At 66.9% G+C, this 16560-nt stretch carries 15 protein-coding genes and 1 tRNA gene; 5 read left to right on the top strand and 11 right to left on the bottom strand.

All coding sequences use genetic code 11. The features are described from left to right. Window positions 1-138 precede the first annotated feature (138 nt). The 10 genes from A9D12_RS05200 to A9D12_RS05245 form a co-directional block, all read right to left on the bottom strand. Complete coding sequence (locus A9D12_RS05200; protein WP_068350355.1) at window positions 139-945, bottom strand: LytR/AlgR family response regulator transcription factor; 807 nt, start codon at window positions 943-945, stop codon at window positions 139-141. Continuing rightward, window positions 942-2144 carry a sensor histidine kinase gene (locus A9D12_RS05205; protein WP_068350356.1) on the bottom strand — a complete coding sequence of 401 codons (1203 nt, stop codon included), beginning with the start codon at window positions 2142-2144 and terminating at the stop codon, window positions 942-944. The genes A9D12_RS05200 and A9D12_RS05205 overlap by 4 nt, the downstream gene beginning before the upstream one ends. 109 nt (window positions 2145-2253) lie before the next feature. After that, window positions 2254-3243 carry a M48 family metalloprotease gene (locus A9D12_RS05210; RefSeq protein WP_231889700.1) on the bottom strand — a complete coding sequence of 330 codons (990 nt, stop codon included), beginning with the start codon at window positions 3241-3243 and terminating at the stop codon, window positions 2254-2256. Further along, window positions 3240-3953, bottom strand: a complete 714-nt coding sequence (locus A9D12_RS05215; RefSeq protein WP_068350357.1) for a DsbA family protein — start codon at window positions 3951-3953, stop codon at window positions 3240-3242. The genes A9D12_RS05210 and A9D12_RS05215 overlap by 4 nt, the downstream gene beginning before the upstream one ends. A gap of 50 nt (window positions 3954-4003) precedes the next feature. Further along, window positions 4004-5371, bottom strand: a complete 1368-nt coding sequence (locus A9D12_RS05220) for a M48 family metalloprotease (protein WP_068350358.1) — start codon at window positions 5369-5371, stop codon at window positions 4004-4006. 65 nt (window positions 5372-5436) lie between these two features. After that, the gene (locus tag A9D12_RS15190) at window positions 5437-7386 is read right to left on the bottom strand and encodes a PAS domain-containing protein (protein WP_068350359.1); all 1950 of its coding nucleotides are present in this window, start codon (window positions 7384-7386) and stop codon (window positions 5437-5439) included. A 132-nt stretch (window positions 7387-7518) separates the two neighbouring features. After that, window positions 7519-7944: a DUF2141 domain-containing protein gene (locus A9D12_RS05230; protein WP_068353709.1), complete on the bottom strand. Its 426-nt coding sequence runs from the start codon at window positions 7942-7944 to the stop codon at window positions 7519-7521. A gap of 17 nt (window positions 7945-7961) precedes the next feature. Next, window positions 7962-8735 (bottom strand): sterol desaturase family protein, encoded by a 774-nt coding sequence (locus tag A9D12_RS05235; protein ID WP_068350360.1) that lies wholly within the window; start codon window positions 8733-8735, stop codon window positions 7962-7964. 47 nt (window positions 8736-8782) lie between these two features. Next, window positions 8783-9277 (bottom strand): MmcB family DNA repair protein, encoded by a 495-nt coding sequence (locus A9D12_RS05240; protein WP_068350361.1) that lies wholly within the window; start codon window positions 9275-9277, stop codon window positions 8783-8785. 55 nt (window positions 9278-9332) lie between these two features. After that, complete coding sequence (locus A9D12_RS05245; protein ID WP_068350362.1) at window positions 9333-9710, bottom strand: hypothetical protein; 378 nt, start codon at window positions 9708-9710, stop codon at window positions 9333-9335. Between the two features lie 157 nt (window positions 9711-9867). Here A9D12_RS05245 and A9D12_RS05250 point away from each other — a divergent pair. The 4 genes from A9D12_RS05250 to A9D12_RS05265 all read left to right on the top strand — a co-directional run bounded on the left by A9D12_RS05250 (window position 9868) and on the right by A9D12_RS05265 (window position 13641). Beyond that, window positions 9868-9944: transfer RNA gene (locus A9D12_RS05250), tRNA-Arg, on the top strand. Window positions 9945-10149: 205 nt separating this feature from the next. Further along, on the top strand, window positions 10150-11286 hold the full coding sequence (locus tag A9D12_RS05255) for a PepSY-associated TM helix domain-containing protein (protein WP_068353718.1): 1137 nt from the start codon (window positions 10150-10152) through the stop codon (window positions 11284-11286). Beyond that, the gene (locus A9D12_RS05260) at window positions 11283-11480 is read left to right on the top strand and encodes a hypothetical protein (protein ID WP_068350363.1); all 198 of its coding nucleotides are present in this window, start codon (window positions 11283-11285) and stop codon (window positions 11478-11480) included. The genes A9D12_RS05255 and A9D12_RS05260 overlap by 4 nt, the downstream gene beginning before the upstream one ends. 37 nt (window positions 11481-11517) lie before the next feature. Next, the gene (locus A9D12_RS05265) at window positions 11518-13641 is read left to right on the top strand and encodes a TonB-dependent receptor (RefSeq protein WP_068350364.1); all 2124 of its coding nucleotides are present in this window, start codon (window positions 11518-11520) and stop codon (window positions 13639-13641) included. A gap of 46 nt (window positions 13642-13687) precedes the next feature. On the opposite strand, the gene fghA is transcribed toward A9D12_RS05265, so the two are convergent. Further along, the gene (fghA, locus tag A9D12_RS05270; protein ID WP_068350365.1) at window positions 13688-14524 is read right to left on the bottom strand and encodes an S-formylglutathione hydrolase; all 837 of its coding nucleotides are present in this window, start codon (window positions 14522-14524) and stop codon (window positions 13688-13690) included. Between the two features lie 100 nt (window positions 14525-14624). On the opposite strand from fghA, the gene A9D12_RS05275 reads away from it, so the two are divergent. After that, a complete protein-coding gene (locus A9D12_RS05275) occupies window positions 14625-16424 on the top strand; it encodes a tetratricopeptide repeat-containing sulfotransferase family protein (RefSeq protein ID WP_068350366.1) in 1800 nt (599 codons plus the stop codon). Window positions 16425-16560: the final 136 nt, after the last annotated feature.

Raw genomic sequence — 16560 nt, forward strand, 5'->3', positions numbered from 1 at the left:
ATGTCTGCCGGCAACGGGTCAGCCATATCGGACCCGCCAGGGTCCGCAAGGCCGAACGGCCGCCCGCAGGCGCCCGTAGCGAAGCGAAGGAACAGCGCCGAGGACGAGCCCGCGGAGGCGGGCTCGCCATCAAAAACATCAATGCACGAAGCGCGCCACCACATCGCGGTAGGAGCGCGAAACCTTCACTTCCGCGCCGCTGTCGAGCACGAGGAAGCATTCGCCGTTGGTGTGGGGCTTGACCTGCCGGACGAGGTCGAGGTTGACGATCGTCGAGCGATGGACGCGCTGGAACTTGCGCGGGTCCAAGCGGCGCTCCAGGTCCTTCATCGTCTCGCGCAGCACCAGCGAATTGTCGCCGGTGGAGATGATCATGTAATCGCCCGCGGCCTCGATATGCTCGATCGTGTCGACTTCGACACGGAAGATCTGGCCGCGGTCCTTGACGTTGATCAGCTTTTCGAAACGGTCCGCGCTTTCGGCGGCAGGCGCTGCGGTCTCGACGAAATCGGCCGCACGGTCGGGCGCGATTTCCGAGAGCACTTCGAGCAACTGGCCCGCGTCCTCGGACGATTTCTTTTCCGCAAGGCGCTGGCGCACGCGTTCGATGGTGTCGGCGAGCTTCTGCTCGTCGACCGGCTTCATCAGGTAATTGACCGCATTGGCCTCGAACGCGCGGATCGCGTGTTCCTCGTAGGCGGTGACGAAGACGAACAGCGGCGGCTCGATCTCCATCACGCCCTTCACCACCGAAAAGCCGTCGAAACCGGGCATCTGGATGTCGAGGAAGACGAGATCGGGCTTCTCGGTCTTGATCTTGCGGATCGCCTCGCGCCCGTTGGCGCAGGTGTCGATGATCTCGACGTCCTCGAACGCCTGAAGGCGCAGTTGCAGGCCCTGGATGGCGAGCTTTTCGTCGTCGACGAGGATGGTTCTGATGGTCATGCGGGGGTTCCGATGGTTTGTGGCGCAGGGGACAGGGGTGCGACATGGCCGGGTGTTGCAGGGGCCTTGCGGGCGAGTGCAACAGGCTCGGGTGCGTCGGCCCGGGTGAAGGGGATTTCGATCATCACGGTAAAGCCGCCCCCAGCTTCCGAACGGGTTTCAAACAGGTGTGTATCGCCGTAGGCCTGTGCAAGCCGGTTGCGGATATTGGCAAGACCGACGCCGGTCGAAACGGGGCGGGCCGGTGCAGACATGCTGCCGGTGCCGGGCGCGCCGTCGTCCGCGCCCGGCCCGGTATCCGCCACCGTCAGCCGCAACCGCCCGCCGACCACGCGCGCGGTGAGCGCGATTTCGGCGCCTTCTTCCTGTGTGCTGACGGCATATTTGATCGCGTTCTCGACCAGCGGCTGGAGCAGCATCGCGGGCAATTGCGCGTGCATCGCGTCGTCTTCGATTTCGAACCGGGTGCGCAGCCGTTCCTCGAACCGCATGCGCTCGATATCGAGATAAAGCTGCAAGGTCTCCACCTCCTGCGCAAGGCTGACCTGGCTGCCGGGTTCGGCGATCAGCGTGTGGCGCAGGAACCCCGACAGACGGGTCAGCATCGCATTGGCAGGCTCGGTCTGTTTCAGCAGCACCAGCGTGCTGATCGAATTGAGCGTATTGAACAGGAAATGCGGGTTCAGCTGATAGCGCAGCATGGCGAGCTGCGCGGCGGTGGCCTGCGCTTCCAGTCGTTCGAGCCGGTCGGCCTGCTGTTCGACCGTCAGGAAGAAGTTGATCGCGTAATAAAGCGCGCTCCACCCGCCGAGCAGCGTCAGCGGGAGATAGAGAAGCCCGATCAGCCGCTGCGCAAAGGTCACATCGCGCATGCCCGCGTAATAGACGCCCTGCACCCAGGCATCGATCGAGGCGTGGAGGAGGACCGCGAAGAACAAGACCACCGCGGTCAGGCCCCAGGTCACCAGCGGCATCTGGTGAATCAGCCGGCGATAGATCACCGACAGAATCAGGCTGATCGAAAAGCCGGTGATCGTGGTGACGAGGATCAGCGCAAGGATATCGAGCGGCTGCTGGTTGGCGAGCGCGGAGACCGCGCGCAGCAGGAACGCCGCGCCCCAGCCTGCCAGCTGGAGGTTCCAGAACGCCCGGTTCTTGCTGGCGAAGAACGGCGCCGCCTGGATCTGAAGCACTGCCATAGGCCGACGGGTCTAACTCATTTCGTCGCAAACGGCACGATGAATCGAGCATGCCGGCGCGGGGCAGCCACGGCCTGACGCAAGCGGGACGTCGGAAATCGCCGAAAGATCAATCCGCGATGCTGATTTCGCGGCGGAAATGCACGGCCCAGTCGGCCTTCCCCGTAGCGGCCAGCAGCGCGGCCACTGCGGGCAGTTCGCGCTCCATATGCTGTGCGCGCTCGTCCCAGCCTTCGTGCTTGCGGCGCATCCGCAGCCCCGCATCGTGGCGCGCGCCCCAGCGGCGCATGAAGCGCGGCCCGGCGGCCGGATCATGGCCCGCATTGGCCAGCAGCCACGGCACCAGCCGGTCGGCCTCGCGCTCGATCCGGCGGACATTGCGGTCGCTGCGTCCGTGGCGGTCGAGCCAGGCGTCGTGGCCCAGCACGTTATGCGCCAATTCGTGCGCGACCAGCGCGGCAAAAATCTCGTCTTCGGGATAGGCGAAGGCGGGAAAGCCCACTCCGATCACCACCCTCGCGCCGTCCGCCACCGCCTTGTCGCCGTCGCCCATCAGTTCGAACCGGCTGGCGCAGACCTCGACCGGGGCCACCCGCGCGGTTTCGCCATCGGCAAAGACGACCGCGATCCCGCCATGTTCGGTCAGCATCGCTTCGATATGGTTGTGCAGCCGCGCGAGCCGCTGCCACTCGAACTGCGGCGCGGCGGCAAGGCTGTTGGGGTCGAGCGGGCCGAGCGCGGCGATCTCGCGGTTGCGGGTGAAGGCCCCGGAAGCAGCGGCAGGCGATCCGCGCGCGGCGGTCTGCACCGCGATCTCGCGCCTCAGCCCCAGCGCGGTGCGCGCAATTGCGGGCACGCCGTAACTCGCCATGTCCTGCAATTGCAGCCCGATGGCCTGCACCACCACCGGGCAGAACGGCGCATTGGCGCGCGCCAGCCGCCAGCCGGCGTCCTGCAGGCGCTGGTCGGCATCCTGATAGCGCGCGATCGCCGCGCGTTCGGCCGCATAATCGACCGGTGCGCGCGGCGCGGACTGGGCCAGCCCCGGGATTGCCAGCAGCCCGGCGAGCAAGCCTGCGCCGCGCAGCGCGCGGCTCAAGCGACCGGTTCGGCCGCCGCGAGCGCCGCCTTCAGCTTCTCATACCCCACCGCGCCGCCAAAGGGCCGCTTGCCTGCCACCCAGGCGGGCGTGCCGGTAAAGCCCAGCGCGCGTGCCAGTTCGAGATTGCGCGCGATCTCGGTCGATACCGCATCGGACGCCGCATCGCGTGCGGCGCGGTCCATGTCGAGCCCGGCGGCGCGCGCCGCGGCGGTCACATCGCCGCTCTGGAACATCGCATCGTGGAACGCGCGGTATTTGCCCTGCATCCCCGCCGCGAGCGCCATGCGCGAGGCGGTGTCGGAGCCTTCGAAGATCGGCCATTCGCGGATCACGACCTTCAGATCGGGGTTTTCGGCGATCAACCGGTTCACGTCCTTGAGGCTCGCCTCGCAATAGGGGCAATTGTAATCGGTAAATTCGACCAGCACTGTCTTGCCCTGCGGATTGCCGAGCACCACGCCGGGGAAGGGGGCGAACACCTCGCCCCCCATCTGCGCCAGCCTGCTGACGGCCTCCTGTTCCTCGTAGGCTTGCGCCATCTGCGGCAGCAAGTCGGGGTTACCCAGCAGGAAGCTGCGCGTGCGGTTGTCGGCGAGGCCCGAATAGCTCCACAGCGCCGCGCCCAGAAAGCCGAAGGCAAGCGCCAGCAGCGCGGTCAGCAGCGTGTGCCGCAGGGTTGCGGGCGGGGCGGGGGTGTCGCTGGGCATGGGGCAATCGTTCCTGTCTCGGCGCTTCTAGCGTGGCGGGGCCATGCCGCCTAGCGCCGCTTGCGCACCCGTTCCAGTTCGGCGCGGGCTTCGAGGCCCACGTCCTGCGCGCGAATCCAGTCGGGCGAGCCATAGGGCAGATAGGCCTCGGCGGCCTGCGCATTGGCGAGCGCTTGGGGATATTGCCGGTTCATCACCTGCACCTCCGCGCTCGCCAGCCGCGCGCGCGCGGTATCGCCGCGTGCTTCGTAGACGACGCCGAGCTGATACCAGGCAAAGGGATTGTAGCGATCCTTCTGCACCGAGGCGCGCAGCACGCCTTCGGCTTCGGCGAAGTTGGCCTTGTCCTCGGTCGCGATCAGCGCGTGGCCCAATAACCCTGCGACCAGTGGCTGCGCGCGGGTCAGTTCGGTCGCACGGCGCAGCGGCACCAGAGCATCGGCCGCGCGCCCGCTTTCGAGCAGCACCTGCCCTTTCAACTCAAGGAACCACGGATTGTCGGGCTCTGCCGCGAGCAGCGCGTCGGTTTCGGCGAGCGCCATGTCGATCCGCGCGTCCTTGTGATAGGCATAGGCGCGGGCATAGCGCGCGGGCGCGCTGGTATCGGACGGCGGATAGGCCGCGAGCGTGCGCTGCGGTTCGGCGAGATAACCGAACAGCTTGGCCTTGGCGCGCACGAAGCGTTCCTGCAGGCCGGCATCCTCGGGCGCGTTCCACGCCGGGTCTTCTTCGAGCAGGGTGCGCAGCACCTGGATACGGTCGCCCGAAAGGGGGTGCGTGCGCGCATAGGCGGCTTCGTCGGCCTGGCTGTATCCGGCGCGGATTTCGTTGCCGCGCAGCTTCTCGAAGAACGAGATCATCCCCTTGCCGGTGATGCCCGCGCCCGAAAGATAGCGTGCGCCCGCAAGATCGGTGGCGGCTTCCTGGTTGCGGTTGAACGACAGGAAACTGCCCACCGCGGCCTGCTGTCCCGCCGCGATCACGCCCATCGCCGCCTCGCCCGCCCCCGCCAGCGCCGCGCCGACACCCAGCAGCAGTGAAAGGATCGAAATCCCGTTGGCCGCCTTGCTGCGTTCGTCGAACCGCACCGCGTGGCCTGCGGTGATGTGGCCGAGTTCGTGCGCCAGCACACCCTGCACCTCGTTCGCGGTGTCGGCGGTGCCGAGCAGGCCCGAATGGACATAGATCGCCTGCCCGCCCGCGACGAAGGCGTTGACCGAACCGTCGTTGATCAGCACCACCTCGACATTGCCGGGCGACAATTCGCTCGCCTCGACCAGCGGGGCGAGCATGTCGCGCAGCAATTCCTCGGTCTCGGCATCGCGCAGGATCGATTGCGCCGCAGCCGGCTGCGCGGCGAAGATCAGGCTCGCCAGCAGGGCAAGGCAGACCGCCAGAGGATGGTGCGAGGCGCGCATTGACGACACCTCTACAAGCCCCGCGGCTGAACGCAATGTGAAGCGCCGCTGATCGGGCGGTTGCGCTATCCCGCCAGGCGGCGGACCGCGCGTTCGATCAGCGCCACATCCTCGGGCACTTCGGCCAGGATTTCGGCGCAGCCGATCTCGTCGCGGCGGACCAGCACCAGCGCGAATTCGGGCCCCGCCCCGTCGAGATGTTCGAGCGTGATCGCCTCGAGCGCGCGCAGTTGCGCTGCCAGCGCCTCGCGCACCGCATGGGCATCCTCGACCGGCTTGCCCTGTTCCTCGCGGCGCAGGCGGCGTTCTGCCTTGACGATCGCCTTGATCCCGCCCTCGGTCTCGGCGAGCAGCCGCGCGAGCGTGCCGCGTTCGAGCCGCAGGCGGTGTGCATGGGTGAGCACCGCGGCATATTCGGTCAGCCGGGTCTTGTCGTAATCATGCCCGAACACGAGCTTGACCACCGGGGTCATCGGCGCGCGGTCCTGCACGGTCAGGCCGGCATCCTCGATCAGTTCGGCATAGTCCTGCGGGGCGGCATGGGCCGCGAGGCTGAAATCATAGGCGCGGCTGACCGCGGCATAAAGCGCGCTGCGGCTGCGATCCTCGGTGTTGTCCGCGGCCCGCGCCAGTTCGCGCGCGGCGGCAAGGCAATCGTAGAGGCCGGCATCGGCGGCCACGTCGTCCGCGATCGGCGCGGCGATGCTGTCGGCGGCGGGCGCCGCGGCCGGCCATGCGGTATCGTCAGATGCGGCGCTGTCCGGACCGGGCGCGGCTTCGCAGTCCGGCATTTCTGCTGCGACCGGTTCTTCCGCAATCCCGCTGCCGGCTGGCAACCATGCGGGCGCAGCATGACGATCCTCAGCCTCTTGTGCGACCTGCGGCACGGCATCGAATGCCGCGAAAGAAGCCGGTTCCTCCTCCTCGGAAATATCGGCTTCGGCAGCAAAGGCGGTTTCGGTTTCGAACCCGGCATCCGCGCCGGTATCGGCAAATACCGCTTCATCCTGCGCAAAGTCGTGTCCGAAGCCGTCGAGCGGTTCTTCGGGCAGCGCCTCGATCCCGCTCAGGTCGATCGCCTTCTTGGTGGGCGCCTCGATGTAATCGGCAAGGCTGGCAAAGCTGTAGCCGACGTCGTCGTCGTCCTCGCCCGCGTCCTCGTCATATTCCTCGTCGTCGTCGCCGAGCGCATAGTGGCTGAAATCGGGCATCAGCGGATCGGCGATCCCGTCATCGGCGGCATTGCCGTGCGCGGAAAGGGCGCTGAAATCCTCGGTGAAGTCGGCGGCGGGCGTGTGCAGCACAAGCGGAGTCTCGTCGGCTTCGTGCGCGGGCGAATCGGCCCAGTCGGTGACGGGTTCGGTGCCGCGCAGACCGGGCTGGTCCTCCGCTTCGGCCTCACTACCGATTTCGAGCGCCTGATCGATTTCGAGCAGCAGCTCGTCCGCGGTCAGCTGGTCGGCCATCTCTTTCCAGTTGATGACGCCGTAGATGAAATCGATCGTTTCGTCGTTGCTCGACAGCGGCAGCAGGATCCCGCGATAGAGAATCGCGATCCCGGCATGATTGACGAATTCGGCCTCGAACCCGATCGGTGCCTGATTGGCGAGGATCTGCATGTAATGATCGGTGATCCGGCTCAGGAGCGAGCGCGGCGGCACATCCGACAGGCGCGTGATCACGCCCTGCGCGCCGCATTCCTGCGCCAGCCTTTCGCCAAGGAATCGCACTGCGGGATTGTCGATCCCGTAGGAGAAATCGAGCAGCACCGAATGGGGGCCGAAATCGGGGAGAATAGCCGGGTCGAGATCCTCGATATCGGGGAACATGCGGTCACCCAGCAGACTGGCCCAGTGGTTGTAGGCACGCACCTGCATGCGGCGTTCGTCCTGGCCGATCGCCTGCGGCGGAAGGTCGCGGGTGCGGGCCGGCACGCTGCCGAAATCCTCGTCGCTCTCTTCCCAACCGCGATCCCCGGCCGTGTCCGAACCGAAACTGCCGCGCAGAGTGTCCATGGCTGTCATCCGCCCCTTGGTAAATCTTGTCAGGGACGTTCTGGAGAGGCGTGGTAAAAATCGCGTTAAACCGCGCGGCAGTTTGTCCGTTGCCGCCGTCTGCCGCCGCGGGGATGCGCTTGCGGCGGAAACCTAGAGGAAATACCGCATCTTGATGGTCATGCGCTGGGTGCCATCGCCGATCGGCATCACCGCGTCCCGGAACCTGGGCGGAGCCATGTTGACCGGCGCATCGCGCGAAAAACCGTAGCCTTCCTTGGGCATCATCCCCATCGCGCGGTCGGCCTTGCCGTTGTCGTTCTCGTCATGCAGCAACGCGATCGCATAATTGCCCGGCTTTACCCCGGTAAAGCGCAGTTCGACCTTGCCGCCGGCGGGCACGACCAGACGGTGCGAGGACGGGTCCTTGATGCATTTGGGAAAGACATCCTCGCGCGCGGTCAGGCAGGCGCGCACCACGCCCTTGGTCGACCTGAGGCCCGTGACCGAGACCACGACCTCGCCCGCATGCGCAGGCGCGGCGGCAACCATGCTCGCGCCTGCGCCGGCAAGCGCCATGGCGCCTGCCCGCCACATCACGCGCGCACGCCGGGGGCGTGCCCGGCCTCGGCCACGATCCGCCGCGACAGGCCCTTGTCCGTCCCGCAAAGCCGGTCCCATACCCGGAAATAGAGCCCGTAATTGCATCGGTATTCCTCGTGATGGCGCTCGTGATGGCTGGCGGTTATCAGCCAGTTTCCCAACGCGGAATGAACGAGCCAGCGCGGGAAGCTCTCCCAGCCCATGTGATTGGTCACCCCCATCACCGTCGCGATCGTCAGCACCATGGCGAGCGTGGCGATGTGGATCGGGACAAGGAACACCAGCACCGGGATCACCACCGCGCCGGTCAGCGCCTCGATGGGATGAAAGCTCATCGCGGTCCACGCCGTGGGCGGGCGGCTTTGGTGGTGCACCGCGTGCGCGATCCGGAACCACTTGGGCTTGTGCATCCAGCGGTGGCTCCAGTAAAAACAGGTGTCCTGCACGAACAGGTAAAGCAGCAGGCTGACCGGATGATACCACAGAGGCAGCGCAGCGGCATCGGCGGTGATCTGGGTCCAGCCGCGGTGCTGCCAGCCCCACAGCACGATCCCCGCCGGCGCGCCGTAGATCGCCGCCGAGAGCAGCGACCAGCCGATCTCGCGCCGGATCTGCGCAGCCTTTCCGGCATAAAGCCCGGGCCGAACCCGCGCGGTCGCCCATGCGAACAGCCAGCTTGCCACGACGTAACGCAGCGCAACGATCAATGTCACCGACAGCGCAGCGGTCAGCAGGGCGAGGGGGACGGGGGTGTCGGCGGGCAGCATTTCGGCCTCGGCTATGCCGCAAATTCCCGCGGCGCGACAGGCCTATCTCAGTCCTCTGCCCCGGTTGCGCGGGCCAGCGGATCGAGCAGCGCCATGTGCCGCCGCATCGCGATGCGCGCCAGATGCTCGACCTGGAGCTTGCGGCGCGCCGCGGCGAGCGGCTCGAGCGCGGCGGGGCGCAGGATTTCGGCATCATAGCCATCGGCCACGATCACCCCGCAGGTATCGGGGCGATAGGCCTCGCCATCGAGCGGCGTGCGGTCGAGCGCGGGCGGCAGGCCCCAGTAGAACCGGTCGCAATAATCGAGGTAATCGGGCCACTTGGCATCGCCCAAGAGATCGGCGCGGGCAACCTTGATTTCGACGATCACCACCAACCCCTTGGCATCGATCCCCATCAGATCGGCGCGCCGTCCGTTGCGCAGCGGCACTTCGCGCAGGCACCAGATGTCGTTGCGCGCGAACAGTCGCCCGATCCCGCGGGCGACATCGCCGGCGGCAAGAACGGGCGATTCGGCAGGGCGCAGCGAAGCGATGGTCATGCCGCAGCGTTGGAACGAAAGCGGAACGCAGTCAAGCCCGCGTGCGGCGGAGGGGTCAGGCGTCGCTGAGGACGTTCACCATCGCGGCGCGCGCGGCGTGAAATTCGCGCCACAGCACCAGCGCCGGGGCGGAAGGATCCTGCCCGCGCCGGATCAGCGTGGCAAGCGCGGCCAGCCCGCTGCCCAGCATCGCGCGGCAATCGCTGACGGTTTGCGCCACCACCACGCGCTGCCAGGGCTGCGCGCGCGCGATCACCGCGCCCAGTTCGCCGCCGATCTCGACCGGTTCGGGCGCAAGCCGCGCGAGCAGCGCCAGCGCCGAGGCCTGCCCGTGGAGCGCCACCAGCGCTTCGGCGAGCACCTCCGGCTGCGAATCGTCGGCAGCGCGCGCGTTGCGCGGCGAAGGAATCGTTTCGGGCAGGTGTGTTGCCATGCTCCGAAGGCTAGGGCGGCGTCCTTTCCGATTGGTTAAACGCGCCCACCGGAGCGACGCTGTGCCGTCGATGCGACACAATTGACTGGCGCGTGCCTCCACCTCTTGCTAAGCGCCCGCCCGCGCAGCACAATGGCTGCGCACCGCATGGCACCATGCACCCGTAGCTCAGCTGGATAGAGCGCTGCCCTCCGAAGGCAGAGGTCACAGGTTCGAATCCTGTCGGGTGCGCCAGCTTTTCCCGTTCCCATGTTTGCAAAAGGCGTCGCCACTTATGGCTGACGCGTTTCCGTGTGCCTCGCCGCAATTGCCGACAGGCCGCCCGGCATCGCTTACTTGCGAATGATTATCATTGACGGAACCGCCCGCGCTTTCTAGCAGCGGCCCTGCGGCCCACCGGGTGCGCGAAGTGCACGGCCATGCAGGTGAGGGGCTCCGGGTGAAGCCATCCAACATCAGGATCTGGACACTGGTCCACAAATGGACGGGGCTCGCCTCGACCGCGTTCCTGCTGATGCTCTGCGTCACCGGCCTGCCGCTGATCTTCCATGACGAAATCGACCGCCTGCTGGGCGAGGATGCCGAGGCGCAGCTGGCCGGTGCGCCTTCCGCGCAAGGTGGCTTGCCGCTCGACACCATGCTGGAGGCGGCCCTTAAGCAGCGGCCGGGCGAAGTGCCGCTGTTCATGGCGTTCAGCAACGACAGCCCGCTGCTTACCGTCACCACCGGCCCGCGCGCGGATGCGCCCGAGGACGAGATGACGCTGTTGTTCCTCGACCGCGCCACGGGCGAACCGCTGGGCCCGGCCCCGGCTGGCGGGGTGATGGATGTCATCCTGACGCTCCACACCGACATGTTCCTCGGCCTTCCGGGGATGCTGTTCCTCGGCGCGATGGGCGTGCTGTTCGTCGCCGCGCTGGTTTCGGGCGTGGTGCTTTATGTGCCTTTTATGCGCCGGCTCGTGTTCGGGACGCTGCGCACCGGCCGCAGCCACCGGGTGCGGCGGCTCGACCAGCATAATCTGCTGGGCATCGTCACGCTCGGCTGGGCGCTGGTGGTTGGGTTGACGGGGGTGATCAACACGCTGGCCGATCCGCTGACCGCGCAGTGGCAGAACGGCGAGCTTGCGGCGATGACCGCGCGGTACGGCAATGCCGCGCCGCTCGCACCGGCGCAATATGGTTCGCTCGATGCCGCGATGCGCGCGGCGCAAGCTGCGCTGCCGGGACGCGCGCCGCAATTCATCGCCTTTCCGGGCGGCGCCTTCAGCACCGCGCACCATTATGCGGTGTTTTTCCAAGGCGACCGCCCGCTGACGCAATTCCTGCTGACCCCGGCGCTGATCGACGCGCGCGAAGCCGTGCTGACCGATGCGCGCGAGATGCCCGCGCTCAATCAGGCGCTGATGCTGTCGAAGCCGCTGCATTTCGGCGATTATGGCGGGCTGGCGCTGAAGCTGCTGTGGGCGCTGCTCGATCTGGCGACGATCTGGGTGCTGTGGACCGGGATCCTGCTGTGGTTGCGGCGCGAACCGGGGCGGATCGGCGGTGGCCGCGGAATCGAAGCTGTCGCATGAAGCCCGACACGCCCATACGCATCGCGCGCCGCAGCGCCGCCGAAGTTCTCGCGATCCCGATGCTGCTGTTCGCGGCGAGCCTTGCCGGGCTCGTCATCGGGCTTGCCGGCGATGGCTGGCCCGATCTTGCGGCCAGCTTCCTGCTGTTTCTTCCGCTGCTTGCTGTTGCCGTTGCCTGGCACCGGCGTGGCTGAACCATTTTAGCATTGATATCCTCTGGAAAGCCTTCTGATGACCAAGACCCCCTTTCTTCTTTCCGCCTCGCTGCTTGCCGCAGCGGCTGCCGCGCCCCTTGCCGCGCAGGATCAGCAATCCGCCGACGCCATCGTCGTCACTGCACAGCGCGACAATGCGACGCAGGTGATCAATGGCGGCGATGCGGGCGTGTTCGGCCCGATGCCGGCCGAGGACTTGCCGTTCGCGATCCGCAGCTATGGCGAAACCCTCATCACCAACCAGCAGCCGCTGACGCTGGGCGAGGTGCTCGACAATGACCCCACGGTGCGCACCACCTACGGCTTCGGCAATGCCGCCGAACAGTTCGTGATCCGCGGCTTTGCCTTGTTCGGTGACGATGTCGGGGTGAACGGGCTTTACGGGATCGCGCCGCGCCAGCTGATTGCGCCCGAACTGTTCGGCCGGGTCGAAGTGCTGAACGGGCCGAGCGCCTTCATCAACGGCGCCGCGCCGGGCGGATCGGGGCTGGGCGGCAGCGTCAATCTAGGCCTCAAGCGCGCCGGACGCCGCGATCTGACGCGGGTGACCGCAGGCTTCGTCGGCGACGCGCATTTCGGCGGCAGCATCGACGTGTCGCGCCGCTTCGGGGCCAATGATGCCTGGGGCCTGCGGGTCAACGCCGCCTATCGCGACGGCGAGGTCGCGATTGACCGCGAAGACCGCCGCACCAAGGTGCTGGGCGCGGCGCTCGACTATGATGGCGGGGCCTTCCGCGCGGCGCTGGACTTTGCCTATCAGGAAGTGCGCGTCGATGGTCTGCGGCCCAAGGTCACGATCACCAGCTTCATCCCGCGCCTGCCCTATGGCGAGGCCAATTATGCGCAGGATTACACCTTTACCGAACTGCGCGACATCTTCGGCACGCTGAACCTCGAATACGACCTCGGTGAAAATGCCATGCTCTATGCCCGGGCAGGCGCGCGCGACGGGCGCGAGGACGGGATTTATGGCGGGATCACCGCGCTCGATGCCGCGACGGGCGCGGCCAATGGCAATGCCCTGTTCGTGCCGCGCACCGACAACAACGAAAGCATCGAGGCGGGCGTGCGCGGGCGCGTGATGCTGGGCAGCACCAGCCACGAGTTGAACGCGGGCGGGAACATCAACTGGCAGGTCAACCGCAACGCCTATGATTTCCGTTACGGTCCCGGGTTCGCCGGGTTCGCCACCAACCTTTACGATACCCCGCAACTCGCGCTGCCCGCTTCGACGCTGGTCGGCGGCGATCTCGACAATCCCTATCCGATCGCGAAGAACCGCCTGTCGAGCCTGTTCGTTTCGGACACGATCGGCCTGCTGGAAGACAAGCTGCTGGTGACTGCAGGGGTGCGTTACCAGTCGATACGCACGCAAGGCTTCAGCTATTTCGGCGGCGCGCGCGAAAGCGTTTATGACGAGGATCGCTGGACACCGGTGGCCGGGATCGTGGTCAAACCGGTCGACGGGTTGTCGCTGTACGGCAATTACATTGAGGCGCTGCAACAAGGGCCGAGCGCACCGGTCGATCCGCTGCTTGCCAATTCGGGCGAAGTCCTGGCCCCGCGCGTGTCGCAGCAGTTCGAGCTTGGCGCGAAATATGCGATCGGGCGGATGTTCGCGAGCCTTGCGCTCTACGACATCGAACGGCCCGGCGAAGGCGTGATCGGCACGGGGGGCGACCGCCGCTTCGGCTATGTCGGCAACCAGCGCCATCAGGGGATCGAGGCGACGCTCAATGGCGAGATCATCCCCGGTCTGCGGCTGATTACCGGGATCGCCTTCAACGATGCCGAACTCGAAGGGGGCCGCAGCGTGGTCGGCGTGCCGGAGGTGACCTTCAACGGCAATGTCGAATGGGATCTGCCGTTCTTCCCCGGGTTCACGCTGACGGGCCGGATCACCCACACCGGCGAACAATTCGCCGATGCGGCCAACACGCTGACGCTGAATGACTGGACCACGGTCGATCTGGGCGCACGGTATGTCTTTGCCGCGGGCGGTGCGCCGGTGACGCTGCGGCTGACTGCGGACAACCTGTTCGACAAGGGCTACTGGGCCTCGGCCTTCGACGTGTTTGCGCCCGCGCTGTTGCAGGGTTCGCCGCGCACGGTGCGCGCTTCGGCTTCGGTCGCGTTCTGACAGGGAGGGGCCGCGTCGGAGAGGACGCGGCCCTTCTGGACTGGCCTTAGCGCGTCAGCCGCGCCGCGTGCCAGCCGACATGCTCGGCCATGAAGGTCGAGATGAAGAAGTAGGAATGGTCGTAGCCTTCGTGCATCCGGATCGTTACCGGAATGCCCGCCGCAGCGCAGGCCGCCTCGAGCAGCTCGGTCCGCAATTGGTCGGCGAGGAAATTGTCCGCCAGCCCCTGATCGACGAGCAGTTCGGGCAATCGCGCGCCGCCTGCGATCAGCGCGACCGCATCATATTCGCTCCACGCCGCGCGGTCTTCGCCCAGATAGCGGCCAAGCGCCTTTTCGCCCCACGGCACCAGCGCAGGCGCGCAGATCGGTGCAAAGGCGCTGACCGAACGGAACCGGTCCGGATTGCGCAGGGCGATCGTCAGCGCGCCGTGCCCGCCCATCGAATGGCCGGTGATGCCCTGCCGCGCCATGTCGGCGGGGAACTGCGCGGCGATCAGCGCGGGCAGCTCGTCCTCGATATAGGAGCGCATCCGGTAATGCGTGTCCCACGGCGCCTGCGTCGCATCGACGTAGAAGCCGGCGCCCTTGCCGAAGTCGTATTCCCCGGCGGCATCGGGCACGTCGTCCCCGCGCGGGCTGGTGTCGGGGGCGACCAGGATCACGCGGTGCGCAGCGCAGGCGGCGCGGTATTCGCCCTTTTCCATCACGTTGGCATGGGTGCAGGTAAGGCCCGAAAGATACCACAGCACCGGCAGCGTTTCGCCCGGCGCATGATCGGGAACGAACACAGCAAAGGTCATCTCGGTCCCGGTCGCGGACGAGGCATGGCGATAGACGCCCTGCGTGCCCGAATGGCTGCGGATTTCGGACAGGGTTTCCATGGCGGCGTTCTCCGGTTGGTGCGCTGCGGCTGGGTAGGGCCGCGCAGCGCGAAGGGCAATGCCTCTACCTTCCACCGAGCCTGCGTGTTAGCCCGTCGCCATGGACACCAGCGAGCCACGACAAACCCCGCGCGCACCTTCGCCGATCGCCGAACAGGCGAAGGCCGATCCCGCCGCGGCGGCAGTGCGATTGCGCGCCGTGACCGCGCGCAATCCCCACGATGCGGCTGCGCAGCGGATGCTGGGCCGGGTGCTGCGCCAACTGGGGCGCGATGACGAGGCAGCGCGCGCCGAACTCGCCGCGGTGCGCGCTACGGCTTACGATCCGGCAATGATCGCCGCGGCCGAGGCGCTGCTCGCAAATGACCTGCCCGGCGCAGAAGCGCGGCTGCGCGACCGGCTGGCGCGCCAGCCCACCGATGTCGCCGCGATCCGGATGATGGCCGAACTCGCCGGACGGCTGGGCCGTTACCGCGATGCCGAAAACCTGCTGCGCCGCGCAGTCGAACTGGCCCCGGCCTTCACCGCCGCCCGCGCCAATCTGGCGATTGCGCTCTACCGGCAGAACCGCTTTGCCGAAGCGGGCGAGGTGCTCGAAGACGTGCTGGCACAGGAACCCGCCAACGCCAGCAGCCGCAACCTTCTGGCCGCAACGCTCGGTCGGACAGGCGATTATGACGAGGCGCTGCGGCTTTACGGCGACCTCACCGGCTCCTTCCCAGGTCATGCCAAGCTGTGGATGAGCTATGGCCATCTGCTCAAGACAGTCGGCCGTCTTGAAGACAGCATCGCCGCCTATCGCCGCGCGCTCGCCATCGAGCCCCACTTGGGCGAAGTGTGGTGGAGCCTTGCGAACCTGAAGACGGTCGAATTCACCGATGCGGACATCGCGGCGATGGAAGCGGCGCTTGCCGAAGGGGTTTCGGGCGAGGATGCGCTGCACCTCCATTTCGCGCTGGGCAAGGCGTGGGGCGACCGCAAGGACGCAGCGCAAAGCTTTGCCCATTACGCATCCGGCAACGACCTGCGCAGCCGCGAACTGGGTTATGATCCTGCGGCCACCACGCAGGCGGTCGACCGGATGATCGAAGTCTTCACCCCGGCCTTCCTTGCCGAACGCGAAGGCGCTGGCGATCCCGCGCCCGATCCGATCTTCATTCTCGGCCTGCCGCGTGCCGGATCGACGCTGCTCGAACAGATCCTTGCGAGCCATTCGGCGATCGAAGGGACGATGGAACTGCCCGACATCCCCGCCATCGCGATGCGCGAAGCCAAGGCCGCGGGCGATGACACGCGCGACTGGACGGGTGCGCTGGCCGCGATGCCGCGCGAACGGCTGGCCGAACTGGGCGCCGAATTTCTCGACCGCACGCGGGTGCAGCGCAAGACGGACAAGCCGTTCTATATCGACAAGCTGCCCAACAACTGGGCCTATGCGGGGCTGATCCACCTGATCCTGCCCAACGCGAAGATCATCGATGCGCGGCGGCATCCGATGGACTGCTGTTTCTCGAACTTCCGCCAGCATTTCGCCAAGGGGCAGGCCTTCACCTATGCGCTCGACCACATCGGGCAATATTATGCGGATTACGTGCGCGCGATGGACTATTACGACCGCGTGCTGCCCGGGCGCATCCACCGGGTGATCCACGAACGCGTGCTCGACGATCCTGAAGCCGAAGTGCGCGCGATGCTCGCCTATCTCGGCCTGCCGTTCCAGGAGGCGTGCATGCAGTTCCACCGCAACACCCGCGCGGTGCGGACTGCCTCGTCCGAGCAGGTGCGCCGCCCGATCAACCGCGACGGGGCCGGGCAGTGGCAGCCGTTCGACCCGTGGCTCGGCCCGCTGCGCGAGAGCCTCGGCGACCTGATCGACACCTATGCAGATCGCCCTGATTGACGCGTCCTAACATGTGATAAATTTATCATAGCGGGCAAGCAAAGTTCGCATGCGCGGCCCTCTGGCGCAGCAATGGCTTGGCAAGCAGGCCGTGCTGTGGCGCTTTGTTGCGCAGTTGTGACAGATTGCCATCGGG

Origin of the sequence: Erythrobacter neustonensis (assembly GCF_001663175.1) — a bacterium.
GTDB lineage: Bacteria > Pseudomonadota > Alphaproteobacteria > Sphingomonadales > Sphingomonadaceae > Erythrobacter > Erythrobacter neustonensis.